The 18,501-nt window shown below is 37.2% G+C and carries 22 protein-coding genes; 14 read left to right on the forward strand and 8 right to left on the reverse strand.

All coding sequences use genetic code 11. The features are described from left to right. Window positions 1-32 precede the first annotated feature (32 nt). Window positions 33-695 (forward strand): DUF4290 domain-containing protein, encoded by a 663-nt coding sequence (locus AB8P06_RS09770; RefSeq protein ID WP_369840908.1) that lies wholly within the window; start codon window positions 33-35, stop codon window positions 693-695. Beyond that, window positions 695-2,002 (forward strand): UDP-N-acetylglucosamine 1-carboxyvinyltransferase, encoded by a 1,308-nt coding sequence (gene murA / locus AB8P06_RS09775; protein ID WP_369840910.1) that lies wholly within the window; start codon window positions 695-697, stop codon window positions 2,000-2,002. Before AB8P06_RS09770 ends, murA begins: the two co-directional genes overlap by 1 nt. Before the next feature lie 65 nt (window positions 2,003-2,067). Here the strand turns inward: murA and AB8P06_RS09780 are convergent, their stop codons facing one another. From AB8P06_RS09780 to AB8P06_RS09805, 6 genes are all read right to left on the reverse strand, one after another. Beyond that, complete coding sequence (locus AB8P06_RS09780; RefSeq protein WP_369840912.1) at window positions 2,068-3,996, reverse strand: DUF2207 domain-containing protein; 1,929 nt, start codon at window positions 3,994-3,996, stop codon at window positions 2,068-2,070. A gap of 3 nt (window positions 3,997-3,999) precedes the next feature. Further along, window positions 4,000-4,554, reverse strand: coding sequence for a LemA family protein (locus tag AB8P06_RS09785; RefSeq protein WP_369840914.1), 555 nt, complete (start codon window positions 4,552-4,554; stop codon window positions 4,000-4,002). A gap of 115 nt (window positions 4,555-4,669) precedes the next feature. Continuing rightward, window positions 4,670-4,981: an NIL domain-containing protein gene (locus tag AB8P06_RS09790; RefSeq protein ID WP_369840916.1), complete on the reverse strand. Its 312-nt coding sequence runs from the start codon at window positions 4,979-4,981 to the stop codon at window positions 4,670-4,672. Between the two features lie 274 nt (window positions 4,982-5,255). Next, complete coding sequence (locus AB8P06_RS09795; protein ID WP_369840918.1) at window positions 5,256-5,927, reverse strand: YiiX/YebB-like N1pC/P60 family cysteine hydrolase; 672 nt, start codon at window positions 5,925-5,927, stop codon at window positions 5,256-5,258. Then, complete coding sequence (locus tag AB8P06_RS09800; protein WP_369840920.1) at window positions 5,887-6,342, reverse strand: DUF1801 domain-containing protein; 456 nt, start codon at window positions 6,340-6,342, stop codon at window positions 5,887-5,889. Before AB8P06_RS09800 ends, AB8P06_RS09795 begins: the two co-directional genes overlap by 41 nt. Window positions 6,343-6,464: 122 nt before the next feature. Beyond that, window positions 6,465-8,963 (reverse strand): fibronectin type III domain-containing protein, encoded by a 2,499-nt coding sequence (locus AB8P06_RS09805; protein ID WP_369840922.1) that lies wholly within the window; start codon window positions 8,961-8,963, stop codon window positions 6,465-6,467. A 281-nt stretch (window positions 8,964-9,244) separates the two neighbouring features. On the opposite strand from AB8P06_RS09805, the gene AB8P06_RS09810 reads away from it, so the two are divergent. The 5 genes from AB8P06_RS09810 (at window position 9,245) to proC (ending at window position 13,528) form a co-directional block, all read left to right on the forward strand. Beyond that, window positions 9,245-10,450 carry a pyridoxal phosphate-dependent aminotransferase gene (locus AB8P06_RS09810; RefSeq protein WP_369840924.1) on the forward strand — a complete coding sequence of 402 codons (1,206 nt, stop codon included), beginning with the start codon at window positions 9,245-9,247 and terminating at the stop codon, window positions 10,448-10,450. A gap of 9 nt (window positions 10,451-10,459) precedes the next feature. Then, window positions 10,460-10,942 carry a hypothetical protein gene (locus AB8P06_RS09815; protein WP_369840926.1) on the forward strand — a complete coding sequence of 161 codons (483 nt, stop codon included), beginning with the start codon at window positions 10,460-10,462 and terminating at the stop codon, window positions 10,940-10,942. Window positions 10,943-10,947: 5 nt separating this feature from the next. Further along, window positions 10,948-11,961 carry a UDP-N-acetylmuramate dehydrogenase gene (murB, locus tag AB8P06_RS09820; RefSeq protein WP_369840928.1) on the forward strand — a complete coding sequence of 338 codons (1,014 nt, stop codon included), beginning with the start codon at window positions 10,948-10,950 and terminating at the stop codon, window positions 11,959-11,961. Window positions 11,962-12,135: 174 nt separating this feature from the next. Beyond that, window positions 12,136-12,702, forward strand: a complete 567-nt coding sequence (locus AB8P06_RS09825) for a hypothetical protein (protein ID WP_369840930.1) — start codon at window positions 12,136-12,138, stop codon at window positions 12,700-12,702. Window positions 12,703-12,724: 22 nt separating this feature from the next. Beyond that, window positions 12,725-13,528, forward strand: a complete 804-nt coding sequence (proC, locus tag AB8P06_RS09830) for a pyrroline-5-carboxylate reductase (RefSeq protein WP_369840932.1) — start codon at window positions 12,725-12,727, stop codon at window positions 13,526-13,528. On the opposite strand, the gene AB8P06_RS09835 is transcribed toward proC, so the two are convergent. Then, window positions 13,509-13,616 (reverse strand): VanZ family protein, encoded by a 108-nt coding sequence (locus AB8P06_RS09835; RefSeq protein ID WP_369840934.1) that lies wholly within the window; start codon window positions 13,614-13,616, stop codon window positions 13,509-13,511. The two genes, proC and AB8P06_RS09835, sit on opposite strands and share 20 nt — an antisense overlap. 56 nt (window positions 13,617-13,672) lie before the next feature. Beyond that, window positions 13,673-13,876, reverse strand: a complete 204-nt coding sequence (locus tag AB8P06_RS09840) for a VanZ family protein (RefSeq protein ID WP_369840936.1) — start codon at window positions 13,874-13,876, stop codon at window positions 13,673-13,675. Between the two features lie 55 nt (window positions 13,877-13,931). On the opposite strand from AB8P06_RS09840, the gene lnt reads away from it, so the two are divergent. The 7 genes from lnt (at window position 13,932) to AB8P06_RS09875 (ending at window position 18,429) form a co-directional block, all read left to right on the forward strand. Further along, window positions 13,932-15,572, forward strand: coding sequence for an apolipoprotein N-acyltransferase (gene lnt / locus AB8P06_RS09845; RefSeq protein ID WP_369840938.1), 1,641 nt, complete (start codon window positions 13,932-13,934; stop codon window positions 15,570-15,572). Window positions 15,573-15,976: 404 nt separating this feature from the next. Further along, window positions 15,977-16,216: a 50S ribosomal protein L28 gene (gene rpmB / locus AB8P06_RS09850; protein WP_007841810.1), complete on the forward strand. Its 240-nt coding sequence runs from the start codon at window positions 15,977-15,979 to the stop codon at window positions 16,214-16,216. Window positions 16,217-16,223: 7 nt separating this feature from the next. Then, window positions 16,224-16,406, forward strand: a complete 183-nt coding sequence (gene rpmG / locus AB8P06_RS09855; protein ID WP_007841812.1) for a 50S ribosomal protein L33 — start codon at window positions 16,224-16,226, stop codon at window positions 16,404-16,406. Between the two features lie 20 nt (window positions 16,407-16,426). After that, a complete protein-coding gene (locus AB8P06_RS09860; protein ID WP_002976755.1) occupies window positions 16,427-16,579 on the forward strand; it encodes a DUF4295 domain-containing protein in 153 nt (50 codons plus the stop codon). A gap of 89 nt (window positions 16,580-16,668) precedes the next feature. Next, window positions 16,669-17,136 (forward strand): RidA family protein, encoded by a 468-nt coding sequence (locus AB8P06_RS09865; RefSeq protein WP_369840943.1) that lies wholly within the window; start codon window positions 16,669-16,671, stop codon window positions 17,134-17,136. A 15-nt stretch (window positions 17,137-17,151) separates the two neighbouring features. Continuing rightward, entirely contained in the window at window positions 17,152-18,105 is a 954-nt protein-coding gene (gene ftsY, locus AB8P06_RS09870; RefSeq protein ID WP_369840945.1) for a signal recognition particle-docking protein FtsY, read from the forward strand. 69 nt (window positions 18,106-18,174) lie between these two features. Then, window positions 18,175-18,429 (forward strand): GlsB/YeaQ/YmgE family stress response membrane protein, encoded by a 255-nt coding sequence (locus AB8P06_RS09875; RefSeq protein ID WP_369840947.1) that lies wholly within the window; start codon window positions 18,175-18,177, stop codon window positions 18,427-18,429. The last annotated feature ends 72 nt before the right edge of the window (window positions 18,430-18,501 follow it).

Raw genomic sequence — 18,501 nt, forward strand, 5'->3', positions numbered from 1 at the left:
AATTTTTCTTTTAATGCATATATTTGCATACTATGGAATATAACACCCAAAAAACCCAGCTTCATATGCCGGAATACGGCAGAATTATACAACAGTTGGTTGAGCGTTGCAAAGAGCTTTCTTCAAAGGAGGAGAAAAACGAAATGGCAATGGCAATCATCGATTTTATGGGTCAGAGAAACCCTCAGCTTCGTGATGAAGAAAATTATAAGCACAAACTTTGGGATCATCTTTTTATTCTGGCCAATTATGATCTTGATGTAGATTCACCATATCCGTTCCCGACGAAAGAACAGCTGGCTGAAAAGCCAAAGAAAATGGAATACCCTAAACTTCAGGGCGATTTTAAGTTTTACGGAAAAAGCATTCTTCAGTTGATAGAAAAAGCTATAGAACTTGAAAGCGGAGACGAAAAAGAAGCGCTGATCGAGGTAATCGCCAACAATATGAAGAAGTCTTACAATGTGTACAACAAAGAGCACGTTACAGATGATGTGATTTTCCGTCACCTTAAAGAATTATCTGAAAACAGGCTGGATCTTACAGGGATAGAATCTCTGGAGAAAAGTAAAATTTATTATACGACCAACAATCGTAACAATAATAAAAATAACAACAACAATAATAATAACAACAAAAATCAAAACCAAACCAACAAAAGAAGGCATAACAACAACCATAAAAACAGAAAATAATGAGTGGAACATTTCAAATAAGAGGAGGAAAAAGACTGCAAGGTGAAATAACTCCACAGGGAGCAAAAAATGAGGCTTTACAGATTTTATGTGCGGTTTTGTTGACTGATGAAGAGGTAAGAATTAAAAATATTCCGGACATTCATGATGTAAACAGGCTGATTGAGATCCTGGGAGATTTTGGGGTAAAAGTTACTAAAAACGGTCAGGGAGATTTTACGTTCAAGGCTGATCAGGTTAATTTTGATTATATAAAATCCAGTGAGTTTAAAAAGGATGGGGCAAAACTGCGCGGTTCGATTATGCTTATGGGGCCGATGTTAGCAAGATACGGGGAAGCTTATATGCCGACTCCGGGTGGTGACAAAATCGGAAGAAGAAGATTAGACACTCATTTCCAGGGATTGGTGGAACTAGGTGCTGAATTCCATTATGATGAGGAGGAATATTTCTATTCATTAAAGGCAAAAGAGCTTAATGGAAAATTCATTTTACTGGAAGAAGCTTCTGTAACAGGAACGGCTAATATAGTAATGGCTGCAGCCTTAGCCAAAGGAAAAACAAGAATTTATAATGCAGCATGCGAACCTTACCTGCAACAGCTTTGTAAAATGCTGAACAGGATGGGTGCCAATATTTCAGGAATAGGTTCCAACCTTTTAACGATTGAAGGGGTTGAATATCTTCGCGGAACCGAGCACACCATGCTTCCTGATATGGTAGAAATAGGATCATGGATCGGCCTTGCGGCAATGACCAAATCTGAAATCACCATCAAAAATGTAAACTGGAACCAACTCGGGGTTATTCCGAATACTTTCAGAAAACTGGGAATTCAGCTTGAGCAGAGTAATGACGATATTTATATTCCGGCTCAGGAAAATTATAAAATCCAGAAATTTATCGACGGATCTATCCTTACGATTTCCGATGCTCCGTGGCCGGGATTCACACCGGATCTGTTATCGATTATTTTAGTGGTAGCCACTCAGGCAAAAGGAAGCATCCTGGTTCATCAGAAAATGTTTGAATCAAGATTATTTTTCGTTGACCGTCTTATCGATATGGGAGCACAGATTATTTTATGTGATCCGCACAGAGCTACTGTAATCGGATTAAACCAGGAAACCCCGCTTAGAGGAACGACCATGGTTTCCCCGGATATCAGAGCAGGAAATGCCCTTCTTATTGCCGCTCTGTCTGCGGAAGGAAAATCAATTATCCATAATATCGAGCAGATCGACAGAGGATATGAAAATATCGACGGCAGGCTGAGAGCTATTGGTGCTGACATTGAAAGAATCTAATAAAAAATCTTTTTACAAAATAAAAAAGCGTTCAAAATATTGAACGCTTTTGCTTTTATAACGGTCTACCAGCCTCCGCCTCCGCCACCTCCGCCACCTCCGCCGGAGAATCCACCGCCACCGGAACCGCTTCCGGAACTGGACGGCTGCGTTGCTGCAGATTGTATGGAATGGGTAAGGCTTGAGTTCAGGGTATTTCCAAAGCTGTAATGGTTGATTGAGCTTCCTACATACCAAGTATGAACGTAGTCTGATCCGCTGGCCATCTTTTTCAGCATTTCATCAAACTTTTTACCCCAGATTTCGTCAACACCCAAAACCATTGCAAAAGGCAGGAGGTTTTCAAAAACCTGAGGTGTCATCTGAGGTGGATTGTGAAATTTAAGCTGTTCGTTTTCAGCAGCACCCATATACATTTTAAAACCTTCAATCAGCGATTTTTTCTTTAGCTTTTCTTCAGATGGCCTTTTAATCAGATTCTGATAAATGATGAGTGAGGTAAACGCCAGTGCAATAAAAATGTAGCAGATATTAAAATTATTACTTTCCACCGCACCATGCCCTTTGACAATCAAGCCTCCGATGACCAGAAAAATCAGAACCGGAATGGGGATTAAATATTTCCAGGAAACATTTTTAAACAGAATCATCGTTAAACACAACACAATGAAAAGGACACCATACAGAAATCCGCCGATAACTATTTTTTCGTCTTCAGGATATATCTTATAGCTTAAAAATAGACCCAGCGCATAAACAATGGTAATAATTAAAACCGGCAATACAATTTTACCCGCGTTATTACCTTCATTTAAAAATTTATCATGCTGGAATTTTAAGGTTTCCCTGAAATTGTTGACTACTTTTTCAATCCTGGCATCATATTTCCCATCAAATTTCACAGTATCATTTTGCCCTGTAAAAAGAGTATTCATTAAATTAATTTCTTCTTTGGGCAAAACCTCATCAGGTTCTTTTAATTTCTGAATGGTAAATGTTTTTGTATTGAAAAGTCCCAGAATACCTGAATCTTCACCCTCAATTATTTTTACATATCCTTTCACAGCAAGGCTGACAATTGCTGCCGTGAGGTATTTATTTTTAAAATTCTCACTTTTTATATATCCTAAAGAAGCCGGCGAAAGGTTTTCAGGAACATTAAACTGGGGATAGACCACAGGACTTTCCGGATCAACGCCATACTTTCTCCATGTGGAAAAATAATAAAACAATAATCCTAAAAACACGATAAACCCGCCAATCAGAATTCCAAATTTTTCAAGAAAAGTCGGTGGCGGTGGTGGGATGATTACTCCTTTTTTAAAGCCGACAGCAATGGTAAGCCCTTCGTTAGCCTGAAGCCCTGTTGCGCTCCATTCTATTGAATGATCGGATAAAATTTTTGAAGTACAGTTCTGAGAATTGCTTCCGTATCTTCCGGTATAACAAGAGTTCTGAATAATTCCGGCGCCTTCGGGAAGATTTATTTTCGCTGAAATGCTATCGATTTCAAAATCCCAATAGGTTCCGTTTACATTCCAGTACAGCTCATCATAGGTATTAAAGAACCCGATTTGCTTTTCCGTTTTGTATTTTATTTCGTACTGATAATCTCCGGGATTTAAGATAACATCTTTATTCCCGACATAGATTTTCAGAAAGCCATCTTCTATTTTTTCGTGATAATCTTCTTCCGAACCGTTCTTTTTAACGGAAATAATATCATATTTTACCTTCTGTGTCCTGTTATTCAGATTTCTGGATAAAGGCAGTGCACGGTAAATTCCTCTTTTAATATTTTCTCCCAGGCTGTGAACACTGATGTTTTCCATAACCGTAAGCCCGGAATTTTTATCAACATCAATATCGGTATGAAAGGAAGTTATTCTTTCAACTCCTTCTACAATTGACATCTGATCGGAACGTCTGGGCTCGTCCTGGGAAAAGACAGCTGTGTATAGCAGAATATAAAAAAGTAATAAAAACTTTTTCATGAGTTAGAAATTGACAGTTGGAACTTCTCTCTCGGCAATATTCTGCAGTTCAAAGAACGGCGACTTTTCAAATTTGTACATATTGGCGATGATATTGCTTGGGAAAGATTCTACCATCGTATTGTTTTCTCTTACTGTTCCGTTATAATATCTTCTTGATTTTTCGATATCGTTTTCTATGGATGTAAGCTCAGACTGCAACTGCTGGAAATTGGCATTCGCTTTCAGATCCGGATATTGCTCTGCAACGGCGAACAGATTCATCATTGCCTGATTCAGGTTTTTCTCCGCAGCTTCTTTAGCTTCTACAGAATTAGCTCCTACAGCCTGGATTCTCGCTCTTGTAACACTATCCAATGTTTCTCTTTCGTGGGTAGCATATCCTTTTACCGTCTCCACAAGATTGGGAATAAGGTCATGACGTTTTTTAAGCATTACATCAATACTGCTCCACGCTTCCTGAACCAGGTTTCTCAATTTTACCAGCTGGTTGTAAACAGAAACTCCGTAAAGAAGAAACAGAACGATTACAGCAACGATAACAATAATTGTGATCATATATTATTTGTTTTTATTTACTTTAAAAATAACGTTTTTTTAGTTAACGCCCGGAAATAAAAAAAGCGTCCAGTAAAACTGAACACTTTTGTAATTAAAACTATATGAATCTCCCTTAAGAATACTTTCTGCAGATATACTCTACTGTTGTATTCAAAAGTTTATTTTTATTCAGATAAAGCTCGAGCTCCCGGTAATCTTCTGAATTGGCATTGATATATAACTGAACAGACCCAAAGCTTCGCCCCTGCACATATTCTACATTAGCTGACAACACCCGGTGACAAATTCCGAACTGACTATAGATGATATTAAGCAATTGCTCAAATTTCATTTTACCATTTAATTCTATTTCCAATATCAATTCTTTTTTAGACAGGTTTAGTGTATTCTGTAAAACCTGCAGGTTCGGATTGGGTGTAATCATAATTAAACATTTTGGGATTAGACAATGTTTGATTTGTTTGCCTTAATGCATTAAATCTTTGACAAAAATATAAAAAATTATTAGTCTACCAAATTAGTCGACTAATAATTTTAAATTTTAACATTTTTATATTTGGGATGTAAGTTTAACTGAACCCGTTTCTATTATCTTAATTAATTTTCCAGTGGATTAAGCGGATTTGGCAAATTATAATTTATTGTAAAAATCTGTATCCGGTTAAAGTTTTAGTTTCCGTTTATAAAACTTTAGAGATTTATAATTCCTTTATCCGTTCCAATTTCTCTGAACCTGCCAAACCATTAGGATTACAGCCTGGTTCACCTTCAGGGACCTTTACATTTTTCTTCTGATAAAATTCTTCCCAGAAAGCATTGGTTTTTCCTGTTTTCGGATCAATGAAAGTCATGGGTTCCAATTTAAAAATATGGTCTTCCCTGAATGCCCTTTCAATAAAATCCGAGCAGTAATAAGAGTTTTCATCGAGGATATAGTTGAAATTATAGGGCTTCCCCAACATGCTATGAGCTTTCTCAATCGCTGAAGGAATGGTATACTGAAATTCCGGTTTTAAACGATATACGACAATATGCTGCTGATCTTCTCTCTGATCTTTAACAAAATCTTTTAGCGCCTGCTTTTGAGAACCTCCTTTTGGGGCAGCATGCAGAACAAAATATTTACCATTTTCTTTTTCCAGAATACCGATATGATCGAATGAAGCACTCTTCTGTTTTTGCGTTACGTTGTTAATCGCTCCTGAAAGACCCGATTCTTTCGCTGTAACAAAGAGCAGATCGCCGTTTTTCAGGCCTGAAACCGGATTGGTTTTACAACTGATAACCAGTAGTAAAATACAAGCAGTAACACTCAGCTTAAGTAAAAGCTTACTTTTTAAAATTACTCTCATAACATTCAATCCAGCCATCAACTGTCATTTTTTTGCTTAGCTCAGCGATTAACCCGAAAGGGATATCATCAATATTTTTGAATCTTATGCAAGATTTTCCCATATCCAGTTTTCTTTTGGAATGTTTTGGAAATTCTGCAACAAACCAATCCAACAGGTCGGGCTTTGCATAGATACCCATATGGTATAAAGCAATAAAATTTTTCTGTGAAGCCAACCCTATGAAAGGCAAAGACGAACCGGGTGTACAATGGTATCCTGCCGGATAAGTTTCCAAAGGAACTCCCCAGCCTACCATCCCGTAGCTGATATTTTCTTTAAAACCTTTGGGCAGGTTGTCATTAACCGTATCGAACAGCTTTTTAAATATTTCCTGTCTTTCTTCAGGAATTTTTGAGATATAATCTTCTATGGATATGGCAGGAATTTGCATTTCAGTTTTATTTTTAAGGTTTTCAAAATAACGAAATTTATAGATAAGTTTCCTTTAAATTTATAAACAAAAAAGACAGCTATAAAAAATTTATAGCCGCCTCTTCAATATCAATTTAAAAATTATTTTTTAATTGCTTTCACTGTAGATCTTGAACCGTCTTTGAACTGGATGGTAATTAAATACAATCCGGAATTCAACATGCTTAAGTTAATTTCTTTACCCGGATTTTCAATAGTCTGCACTACTCTTCCTGATAAATCACCGATCATTACAGATTTGATCTCTTTCGTTTCAGAAATGTATACTACGTCTTTGAAAGGATTCGGGTGAATTTTCACCGTTTCTTTTTTAACGTTTACATCAGAAGTGCTTAATTGTAAAGCTTCCCAGTATACATCATCCCAATAATAAGATTTTCCGTCATTCACGCTATGAATAGCCAGTCTTGCATTTGCAGGTACAGATGTAGGTACCGAAACAATATACTCTGAATTGGAATCTGAATAAGAATTACTGCTGATGGTTACAGCCTGTATCAGAACAAATGAAGCCGCATCAGCTATATCGGTAACATATCCTACATTAAGGGTTCCTGTTCCGCTTGTTACTCTGGCTTTAAATCTCAATCGATTCGTTCCTGCATTAACGTTGGTGAATGTAGGAAGTACAGCAATACTAGGTGTTGCCGATGAACTCGTATACTGATAGATGTTTCTCGTTCCCGAAGCAGGAGAAGTAGTTGTGATAGTTTGTGAACCCGTGCCTGCTATTCTTGCCCAGCAATCCGGAACGATAGATCCCGTAGGGTAAGAATCAAAATTTTCATACATTGTTGCGATACTTCCGCATAATGTTTTAAAGGTAGTTTCATAAGTCCATGTACTTTTATCAGTCGCACTACAAGCCGAACGCACCCAAACATAATAGTTGGTACTAGGACTTAAGTTGGAAAGTCCTGTTGAAGTAACTCCGGCAGCTGTAGTTCCGGAAGGAGTTGTTGCATTTGTAGGTGCAGTACCGCTGGTGGAATAATAATATTCATATCCATTGGCAGGAGGCGTAGACGGAGCTGTCCATGACAAATCTACTGTTGTTAATCCGGGATTTGAAGCTGTTAAGGCTGTTGGTGCAAAACAAGTCGGCATCTGCTCCCAATATACATCATCCCAATAATAAGATTTTCCGTCTGCTGTATTTTTTATCGCTAATCTTGCATTTGCCGGTGTAGTAGCAGGAACCATTACCGTATATTCTGCTGCTGCAGTCGTATAGGTAGTATTGGCAATACTTAAGGTCTGAATCGGAACAAATGTGCTTCCGTCAGCAACGTCTGTTACATAACCTACATTCAATGTTCCGGTAGCCGAGGTTACTCTTGCCTTAAATCTCAGCCAGTGAGTTCCGGCATTAACATTACTGAATTCCGGTAAAACAACAATACTAGGGGTTTGTGAACTTGAACAATACTGATAGATATTTCTCGTCCCCGAAGCCGGAGTTGTAGATGTAATAGTCTGGCTTCCATTGGTAATAATTCTTGCCCAACAGTCAGGAACTATAGATCCCGTATTATAAGAATCAAAATTCTCATACATTGAAGTCATAGGACCACATAACGTTTTAAACGTCCCGGCAAAAGACCATACACTCTGTCCTGTTGCCGTGCTGCAGTTGGTTCTTACCCAATAATAATATACTGTATTCGCAGCTAAACTGCCTATTGTTGTCGAAGTTCCCGTAAGCCCTGGTAAACTAGGTGTGGTTGAACTTGTAGGCGTAGTAGAGCTTGTACTGTAATACAGATCATATCCTGAAGCCTGCGTAGTAGGAGGAACAGTCCATGATACCTGTGCTGAGCTGGATGTAAGTGTACCTACCGGTTGTATAGTCGGAGCTGCACAGTCGGAATATACATCAGCAGAAAAAGCAAAAATATTGGAAACTCCGTTACCTAAAGCATTTCTTGTTATAGTAACACTTTGTATCGGTTTTGCCTGATTGGCTGCATCGATAACCAGCTCAGCCTGATAAAGCCTTGGGTTGGTAGAATTCGGTTCAAGAACATCGTTGGTTCTGTTGATTCGTCCAATCCCCTGGATGGCAAAATTCGCACCGCCATACCAATCTAAAAGTCCGATGTTTGTAAATGTCTGCGTAGTATTATCCGTAAAATTCACTACGATATCCACTGCAGAAGTACCACTTCCACTGGTAGACAGCATATACAATTTAAACGCTGCTTTCGGAGTTGTAAAAATCAAAGTACCGATATCATTAGAACCTGCCATTCTCAAGGAATTATTCCCACTCAGATCACCAAGTTTAAAGCTTAAACCGGGAGTTCCGGCAACCACAGAATTGATCAGTCCGTCTGCAGGGATTCCGTAAGTAAGAGGCGTACTCGATGAAGTAAGCTGGAAATCCCGTGCGACAAAAGCAAAAGATACTCCATCCACATCTGCCGTTGTAGAGGTCATGGAAGAACCAATTCCGTTAGCGATTACATCAGCCGAATATCCGGATTGCACCGGCATGGTCTGAAAGTTTTGCCCCGTTAAAGCGGAGACAGAAAAAAGAGCCATCAAATTTAAGACTCCAACAAATAGTTTTATTTTCATATAAATCAATATTACGATCGTAAATTTAATAAAAAAACAATATAAAAAACATTTACATAATATTTTTTTATTAAAATATCAAAATAACATGAATAAAAAACAAACATTTATTAATATTTAAAATACTATATAACAATCAAAATAGCTAAAATGAAGTGTAAAATTCACAAAAATGAAAAATATGATACAAATAACAAAATACCTTTAATTTCCCCCGCTATAGCTATTATTTTATTATTGGAAAATTAAATCTTATTTTTGCCATACAAATTTTTTGAACAATGCCTAATATTTCAAACAGAGCACAACACATGCCGCCGTCGCCGGTAAGAAAACTGGTTCCTTTTGCCCTTAAAGCAAAACAAAAAGGAATAAAAGTATATCATCTCAACATCGGGCAACCGGACATTGAGACTCCTGAAACGGCTTTAAATGCTTTAAAGAATATTGATTTAAAAGTATTGGAATATGCTCTTTCCGAAGGAAATATAGAATATAGAAAAGCACTTACAGATTATTACCATTCTTTGGATTTTAAAGATCTGACGCCTGATAATTTCATTGTAACCAACGGTGGTTCCGAAGCATTGAACTTTGCCATCTCTACCCTTTGTGATGACGGAGACGAGATAATCATCCCGGAACCTTATTATGCAAACTATAACGGATTCACCAGTACATTCAATGTAAACGTAGTGGCGGTTCCGTCAACAATCGATACAGGCTTTGCCCTTCCTCCGATTGAAGAATTTGAGAAAAAAATCACTGAAAAAACCAGAGCAATTGTTATCTGTAACCCCGGAAACCCAACGGGATATCTTTACACTCGCGAAGAGCTTCAGAAGCTGGCAGAAATTGCTTTAAAATATGATATTGTCATCATTTCCGATGAAGTTTACAGAGAATACGTTTATGATGGCAAGCAGCAGATTTCAATGTTGGCTTTCCCTGAATTAAGCGAAAACTGTATTATCATTGATTCAGAATCTAAACGCTATTCTATGTGCGGAGTAAGAATCGGATGTATGATTACCCGTTCCAAAAAAATTCATGATGCAGCCATGCTTTTTGCACAGGCAAGACTGAGCCCGGTTCTTTTGGGACAGATTGCAGCAACTGCCGCTCACCAGAACGACGGAGCCTACATCCGTGCAGTAAGAGAAGAATATACCCACAGAAGAAATATCCTGGTAGATTTATTAAATGCCATTCCCGGAGTGATCTGCCCCAAACCTAAAGGCGCATTCTATTGTGTAGCTGAGCTTCCGGTGGATGATACTGAAAAATTTGCTCAATGGCTGCTGGAAAAATATTCCAACAAAAACGAAACCATCATGGTAGCTCCTGCAGGCGGATTCTACAGCAATCCTGAATTGGGTAAAAAGCAGGTGAGAATTGCCTATGTTTTAAAAGAACAGGATTTGAAAAGAAGTGCCGAAATTTTAAAAGATGCACTACTGCAATACAAATCAGAGTTTAATCTATAAATTATAAAAATGTCAGCAATAAAAAAACTCAGTTTGAAAATATTCTTTTCAACCGTTTTATTGCTGACATTTTTTTCCTGCCTTAAGAAGGAAAACACAACTACCGCCGTAAAAAATCCAGACGAAATATCATTCATTAGTTTATCTGATATTGGTGGAAGTTTAGGAAACTACAGGATTATCAGGATTACAAAAGATTCCATCCATTCAGAACAGGGCAGTTCAGCCGGCAAGATCCATCATCGTTGGGATTCTGCCATTACTCCTGAAACCTGGCAGAATATTGCTTCCACTATTGATCCTGAGACGTTGGATAAAATAAAAAGCTCACCAAGCAAGCAGCCTGTTGACGGAATTGATGAAACCTTTCAAATCAGAACTCCGAAAAAATCCCATGTCTACGTAAATTCTTATATTGATACCATTCATTATAAGCAGTTTCAAAAATTAAAAATTCAAATAGAAAAAATTCTTCCGAAAGAATACCAGTAAATCCCATGCACGAAAATTTTTCTCTAAAACCATACAATACTTTCAGTGTAGAAGCCAAAGCAAAATACTTCACAGAAGTCAGCAATACTGAAGAATTGAAGAATGCACTGAATTTCTCAGGCGCTCAAACCCTCCCGCTTTTATTTCTTGGGGGGGGAAGCAATATTTTACTGACCCAGGATTTTGACGGCCTTGCGGTTAAGCTTAATTTAAAAGGAATAACCGAGGAAAACCTGACAGAAAATGAAGTTCTGATTACAGCCAAAGCCGGAGAAAACTGGCATGACTTCGTAATGTATTGTTTGAAAAACAATTATGGCGGACTGGAAAACCTTTCCCTAATTCCGGGAAATGTAGGGACTTCCCCCATGCAGAATATTGGTGCTTACGGCACAGAAATAAAAGATGTTTTTGTTAACTGTCAAGTACTGAACCTGGAAACTCTCGAAGTTGAGAGCTTCGATCTGGAAAAGTGCAGGTTCGGATACCGGGATTCTATTTTCAAACAGGAAGGGAAAGGAAAATATGTGATTCTTGAAGTTACGTTTAAACTGACAAAAAAAGACCACATTATTAAAACCGAATACGGAGCGATTCAATCTGAACTGGAAAAACTGGGTATTCAAAACCCTACGATACAGGATATTTCTAAAGCGGTGATTAATATCAGACAAAGCAAATTACCGGATCCGAAAATCATTGGAAATGCAGGAAGCTTTTTCAAGAACCCGACCATTCCTCTGGATCAGTTTGAAGCATTAAAGCAGAAATTTGAAAACATCCAGGGTTACCCGAACGGAGATCAGGTGAAGGTGCCTGCCGGATGGCTGATCGAGCAATGCGGCTGGAAGGGAAAACAAATCGGAAATGTAGCTTCACATCAATTACAATCCCTGGTTATCGTGAATGCTACAGGCAAGGCAACCGGTAAAGAAATTTTTGATTTTTCAACAATGATCATTGATTCGGTAAAGGAAAAATTCGGAATTGAACTTGAAAGAGAGGTGAATATTATTTAATCTGAGCTTTATAAAGAGACTAAGCTTCTAAAAAATAATCTTCCAAACAACTGCAATTGCAGTTGTTTTTTTTAGCATGAAATCCTGTTGAATAAAATTTAATATTTATAAAACATTTACTTTCATTAAATTTCAACCCTTCAATTATTTAAAACCATTTTTAATACAACAATCATGGAAAAAGAATTAACGGAAAAAGAATTCAGAAAGCTTATCCAAAAGCATATTGATAAGAATAATTACGTGAAAATTTATTTTTCGGAAAAAAGTCCGGACGGATATACTTTCGGATTTATCCTTAAAATGTCTGATGATTTTCTGATGATCCAGGAAACCCATGAATTCAACCTGTCAGGCTTTAAAATCATTCCTTACAAAAGAATTGCAAGCATCCGGAACAACAGGTTTGATAAAAAAACGAAAGAGATTTTCTATGAAGAAGGACTGATCAAATTCAATCAAAGAATTATCGACAATACTTCTTTAAAGAACCCGGAATCCCTTTTTAAATCTATAAAGAAACAGAATTTTCATTGTATTGTCGAAAGCTGGAAAAAGAAAAAAGACCTGTTTTCAATCGGTGAAATCTCAGATATCAATGAGCAATCGGTTACCATTAAAAATTATGATGCAACCGGTAAATTATATAAAAAACCGCATAAAATTTCTTTTAAAAATTTAGAATTTATTACTTTTAATGACAATTACTCTGTCACCTTCAAAAAATACTTAAAAGATTAAGTTTAAATAACAAGACACATTTATGAAAATAGCTATTCTGGGAGCCGGAAACATGGGATTATCGTTTTCGAAATCATTTTTGAAATATGAGCTGATCAAACGTCAGGACCTGCATCTTATCATCAGAAACCCGTCTAAAATTTCTAAATTATCTGAAGAATTCCCGGGATCAAAAATTTCAACTTTTGAGGAAGTCAAAGAGTTGGATGCAGACCTGATCATCATTGCCGTAAAACCTCAGGATTTTCAGAATGTTGCAGAAAATATCTCATTTCCATTAAAGGAAAATCAGATGGTTTTATCGATCATGGCCGGAATTAAAATTCAGAAAATCCAGAAACTGTTAAATCACCCGCTTGTTGTAAGAGCAATGCCCAACTCTCCTACTCTTTTGGGAATGGGAATTACCGGCTATACATCTGCAGACGGAATCTCCTTCAGCCAGATCATTAATATTGAAAGATTACTAAACAGTACCGGAAGATCGGTTTATCTGGAAGATGAAAATTTGCTGGATGGCGTTACAGCACTTTCCGGTAGCGGACCTGCCTATTTTTATTATATCATAGATGCCATGATCAAAGCCGGAATCGAAATGGGGATTGAAGAAAACCTTTCTAAGCTTTTTGTGAAGCAAACGATGCTTGGCGCTTATCATCTGATTAACAATTCTGACAGAAACCTTGAAGAATTAATAAGTGATGTTGCATCCAAAGGCGGAACTACAGAAGCTGCTTTAAAAACTTTTGAAGATAACAGCTTTAAAGAAATTTTGAAAAAGGGAATTTTAAATGCTGAAAAACGGGCTAAAGAATTAAACGGCTAATTTTATTTTCCATCAGCCGGCATATCAGCCAGCCCAGATAAACGCCCAGTGTATTAAGGATAATATCATCTGTTTCAAAAATACCCATTCTCGAAAAATACTGCAGCCCTTCGGCAATTACGATTGCTGAAACAAAGGCCAGTATCAGGTTTTAAGATCCATTAGTTTTGGGAAGGCCCAACCAAGAAACCCGAAAGGGATAAACATAACAATATTTCCGATCACAATCCTGATGATATCCCACCACCGGATCGTATTTCTGATAAATTCCAGAGTTGATAAAGCAGGTTCTATCCTTAAGAGGTTTGTATAGGGAAAAATAATGAGTTTGTAAAATTTCTTTAACATCGATTGCAAATTTATTCATTTCAAAAACATTAAATTTGTATGTTAATTAAATATAATGAAATACGTACTTCTTACGCTCATTTCAGCGATGTTGTTATCAATATCCTGGCCCACTTACGGAATTCCTTTCTTCATATTTTTTGCCCTTGTTCCTCTTTTGATGATGGAACACGGAATTTCCAAATTTTCAGATTATAAAAGAAAAAGCTGGATGGTTTTCGGATTGTCCTATCTGTGCTTTGTAATCTGGAATATCGTGACCACAGGCTGGCTGTACGGCTCAAAAAACCCGGATGGAAGTCATTCTCTGATGGCTGTTGTATTTCCGGTTTTAGTTAATTCCTTTTTATATTCATTGGTTTTCCAGTTTTATCACTGGTATAAAAATGCCCAGGGAACCTATTGGGGACTGGCTTTTTTAGTAGCCATCTGGATGAGTTTTGAAAAATTCCACATGTCATGGGAATTAACATGGCCATGGCTCAACCTTGGAAATGTATTTTCAGAATACCCTAAATTGGTTCAATGGTATGATACGCTGGGAGCTACCGGCGGAAGTTTCTGGATTTTATTGATTAATGTTTTCATTTTTTATACCCTGAGAACCTGGGAAGCCGGAAGAAAAAGAAAAGACCTGATCAGAAATGTTTCTATCCTTGTTCTTGTCATTTTTCTCCCGATGATTATTTCATTAGTCAGGTACAATAATTTTGACGAAAAACCAATTGGACAGGTCAATATTTTGCTTCTTCAGCCGGATCTTGACCCTTATGCAGAAAAATATTCTAAAGACAGCCTGACCATAGAAAATGATTTATTAAACCTTGCCGAAAAAAATTCAAAAGGAAGAATAGATTATTATATCGCTCCCGAAACGGCAATCCCGGGAAGAGGCTCCATCTCCGAGACTGCATTTGAAAAAAGTATATTATTAAACAATATCAAAGGGTTCCTCTCAAAACATCCGGGTTCTGTATTCTCAACAGGAATTTCTTCGCACCGTTTTTATACAAAGACTGAAAATTTACCTAAAGAAGCTTACCAGATCAATCCTGGACTTTGGGTGGAAAGCTATAATTCGGCTGTACAAATTGTTCCCAACCAGAAAGTTGAAGTGTATCACAAAGGAAAGCTTGTTCCCGGAGTGGAAATCTTCCCTTATATGAATGTTTTAAAACCTATCTTAGGAGATGCCATGCTTAATCTGGGCGGAACTGTGGCTTCATTGGGAACGGATAAAGACAGAGTTGCTTTCTCCAATCCTTACAACAAGGGAAAAATTGCTCCGATCATTTGCTATGAAAGCATTTATGGTGAATTTGTAACCGATTATGTAAAGAAGGGTGCCAATTTCTTAGCGATCATGACCAACGACTCGTGGTGGGGTGTGACTGAGGGCCATAAACAGCTGTTATCTTACGCCAAATTAAGAGCGATAGAAACCAGAAGGGAAATTGCCCGTGCAGCCAACAGCGGCATCTCTGCCCATATTGATGCGAAAGGTGACGTAGTTGCCGATACTTTTTATGGCGACCAGACGGCTTTATTTGCAAAAATAAATCTTTACGACCAACAGACATTTTATACAAGAACCGGAGACCTGCTGACAAGAATTTCAATTTTTGCGTTAGGATTCCTGCTTTTCTATTTTTTAATTAAAAGGTTTCAAAATAAATTCCAGAACAAGAAAGCTTAAAATGAACTATTAAGCTTTGATTAAGTAATGAAGAGCATTAAGATTATTGATTTAAAAGCAGAATAATTTTCTTAACTCAACTTAACGGCTTAAATACGTTTAATGTTTAATATAAATTCGTCTGAAAATAAAAACAAAACCGGTCTTTCGATCGGTTTTGTTTATTAGTTGAATGTTGAATTACTTAATGATGAGTTTTTATGACGGTTAATTTCCTTGCTCTTTAAAATTTATATGAAATTAATCGGCATCAACGCTGTATTCTTCTATGACCTGAGATTGCCCAACTTTCAATATTATTAATCAACAGGTTATTTGCAAATATTTTGCAAAAGATTTGTCTATCTAAAAAATTCTTCGTTATTTTGCACTCTCAAATATTATACAAATAAGAACATCGAGATATGTCAAGAATTTGCCAAATAACAGGAAAGCGTGCAATGGTTGGTAACAACGTTTCTCACGCTAATAACAAAACGAAGCGTCGTTTTGAAATTAACTTATTGGAGAAGAAGTTTTACCTTCCGGAGCAAGATAAGCACGTTACGCTGAAAGTATCAGCTCATGGATTGAGAGTGATTAACAAGATTGGAATCGAAGAGGCTCTTGAAAGAGCTGTAAGAAACGGATTGATTAAAAAGTAATTAAATCATGGCAAAAAAAGGAAACAGAGTTCAAGTAATCCTTGAATGTACAGAGCACAAAGAAAGCGGTATGGCGGGAATGTCCAGATACATTTCTACTAAAAATAAAAAGAACACTACAGAGAGATTAGAGCTTAAAAAGTACAATCCGGTTCTTAAGAAAGTTACAGTTCACAAAGAAATCAAGTAATTTATAAAATATAATTTACCATGGCAAAGAAAGTAGTAGCAACCCTACAAAGCGGACAGTCAAAAAAAATGACTAAAGTTGTGAAAATGGTTAAGTCATCTAAATCAGGTGCTTACGTTTTCGAAGAAAAAGTAATGAATGCAGACGAAGTTGACGGTTATTTAAAAAAATAATCTGTACTTTATTTACAATATAAAAAACTACTCATATTTTGGGTAGTTTTTTTGTTATCTTTGTTCACCAGATTATTAATCCGTAAAATATGAAAAAGATTCTTGTTCTGGTCTGCACAGTAATTTTTCTATTTTCATTCAGTCAGAAAACAATGAACCCTGTAGAATATAAAAGTTCTCCAAAAGTTTTCAATATTAAAGGATTATCACAATCAGTAAGCATTGACTGTGGGAGTTCTAAAATGATTTTATTATCTGGGCAGGTTCCTCTGGACCCGGATGGTAACCTTGTGGGAAATAATGTAGAAGAACAGACTCTTCAGGTTTTCAAAAATATCGAAAACATTCTGAAAGAATATGGCGGTACAGGAAAAGATATTATAAAACTGGGAATATTTATTACAGATATCAACCGGACACCGGACTTCAGAAAAGTAAGGGATTTATATATCAATCTTCAGAATCCGCCCGTAAGCAGCCTTGTGGAAGTGAGCAGCCTTTTCAGAAAAGATGTGCTTATAGAAGTAGAAGCCACTGCAGTTATTAAAAACAAATAAGAATAAACTAAAACTATGAGTTGGTTTAAAAATATTTTCAAAAAAGAAGAGAAAGAAACTTTAGACAAAGGATTGGAAAAATCCAGTCAGGGATTCTTTGAAAAAATAACAAAAGCCGTAGTCGGCAAAAGCACAGTAGATGATGAAGTACTTGATGACCTGGAAGAAGTACTTATTGCATCCGACGTAGGGGCATCCACTACCATTAAAATCATAGAAAGAATTGAAGAGCGTGTTTCCAGAGATAAGTACGTTAATGTAAATGAACTTGATAAAATCCTCCGTGAAGAAATTTCAGGACTACTGCTGGAAAATCCACACGCAGGCACAGGAAATATAGACAGCTCCAAAAAGCCTTATGTCATTATGGTTGTAGGCGTAAACGGCGTGGGTAAAACCACGACTATCGGAAAACTGGCGCATCAGTTTAAATCTGAAGGCAAGAAAGTAGTTCTTGGAGCTGCCGATACGTTCAGAGCTGCTGCTGTTGATCAATTAACCATCTGGAGTCAGAGAGTGGGTGTTCCGATCGTAAAGCAGGATATGGGTTCCGACCCGGCTTCTGTTGCATTTGATACGGTACAAAGTGCCGTTGCCCAGGGCGCAGACGTAGTTATTATTGATACGGCAGGAAGGCTTCATAATAAAATCAATTTGATGAATGAGCTCTCAAAAATCAAAAGAGTGATGCAAAAGGTTATTCCTGATGCTCCCCATGAGATTCTACTGGTTCTTGACGGCTCTACGGGACAGAATGCTTTTGAACAGGCTAAGCAGTTTACAGCCGCAACTGAAGTGAACGCTCTTGCCGTTACAAAATTAGACGGTACAGCTAAAGGCGGAGTCGTAATCGGCATCTCCGATCAGTTCCAGATTCCGGTAAAATATATAGGCGTTGGCGAGAAAATGCAGGATTTGCAATTGTTTAATGGTACGGAATTTGTTGACTCATTCTTCAAGAAAAGATGATTTTTATCATGTTTTCCCAAATAAGTAAAACACTTTTTATTAATATTAACAATTAAAAAATTTACGACTATGGGAATTTTAACTTGGATCATATTTGGTCTTATCGCAGGAGCAATTGCAAAAATGATTATGCCGGGCACTCAGGGAGGCGGATGGCTGATGACCATTATTTTAGGAATCGTCGGAGCTTTTGTAGGCGGATTTGTTGGAAGCCTTTTAGGATGGGGAACCGTTGACAGCTTTGATTTCAGAAGTATGCTACTCGCCGTTGGAGGTGCGTTGGTTGTACTCTGGATATTCGGAATGGCCTCGAAGAGAAGCTGATAAAATATTAAAAAAAACAAACGCCGGATCTGAAATTCAGATCCGGCGTTTTTGTAAAATACAATATAAAAT

The sequence above is a fragment of the Chryseobacterium tongliaonense genome, assembly GCF_041224435.1.
GTDB lineage: Bacteria > Bacteroidota > Bacteroidia > Flavobacteriales > Weeksellaceae > Chryseobacterium > Chryseobacterium tongliaoense.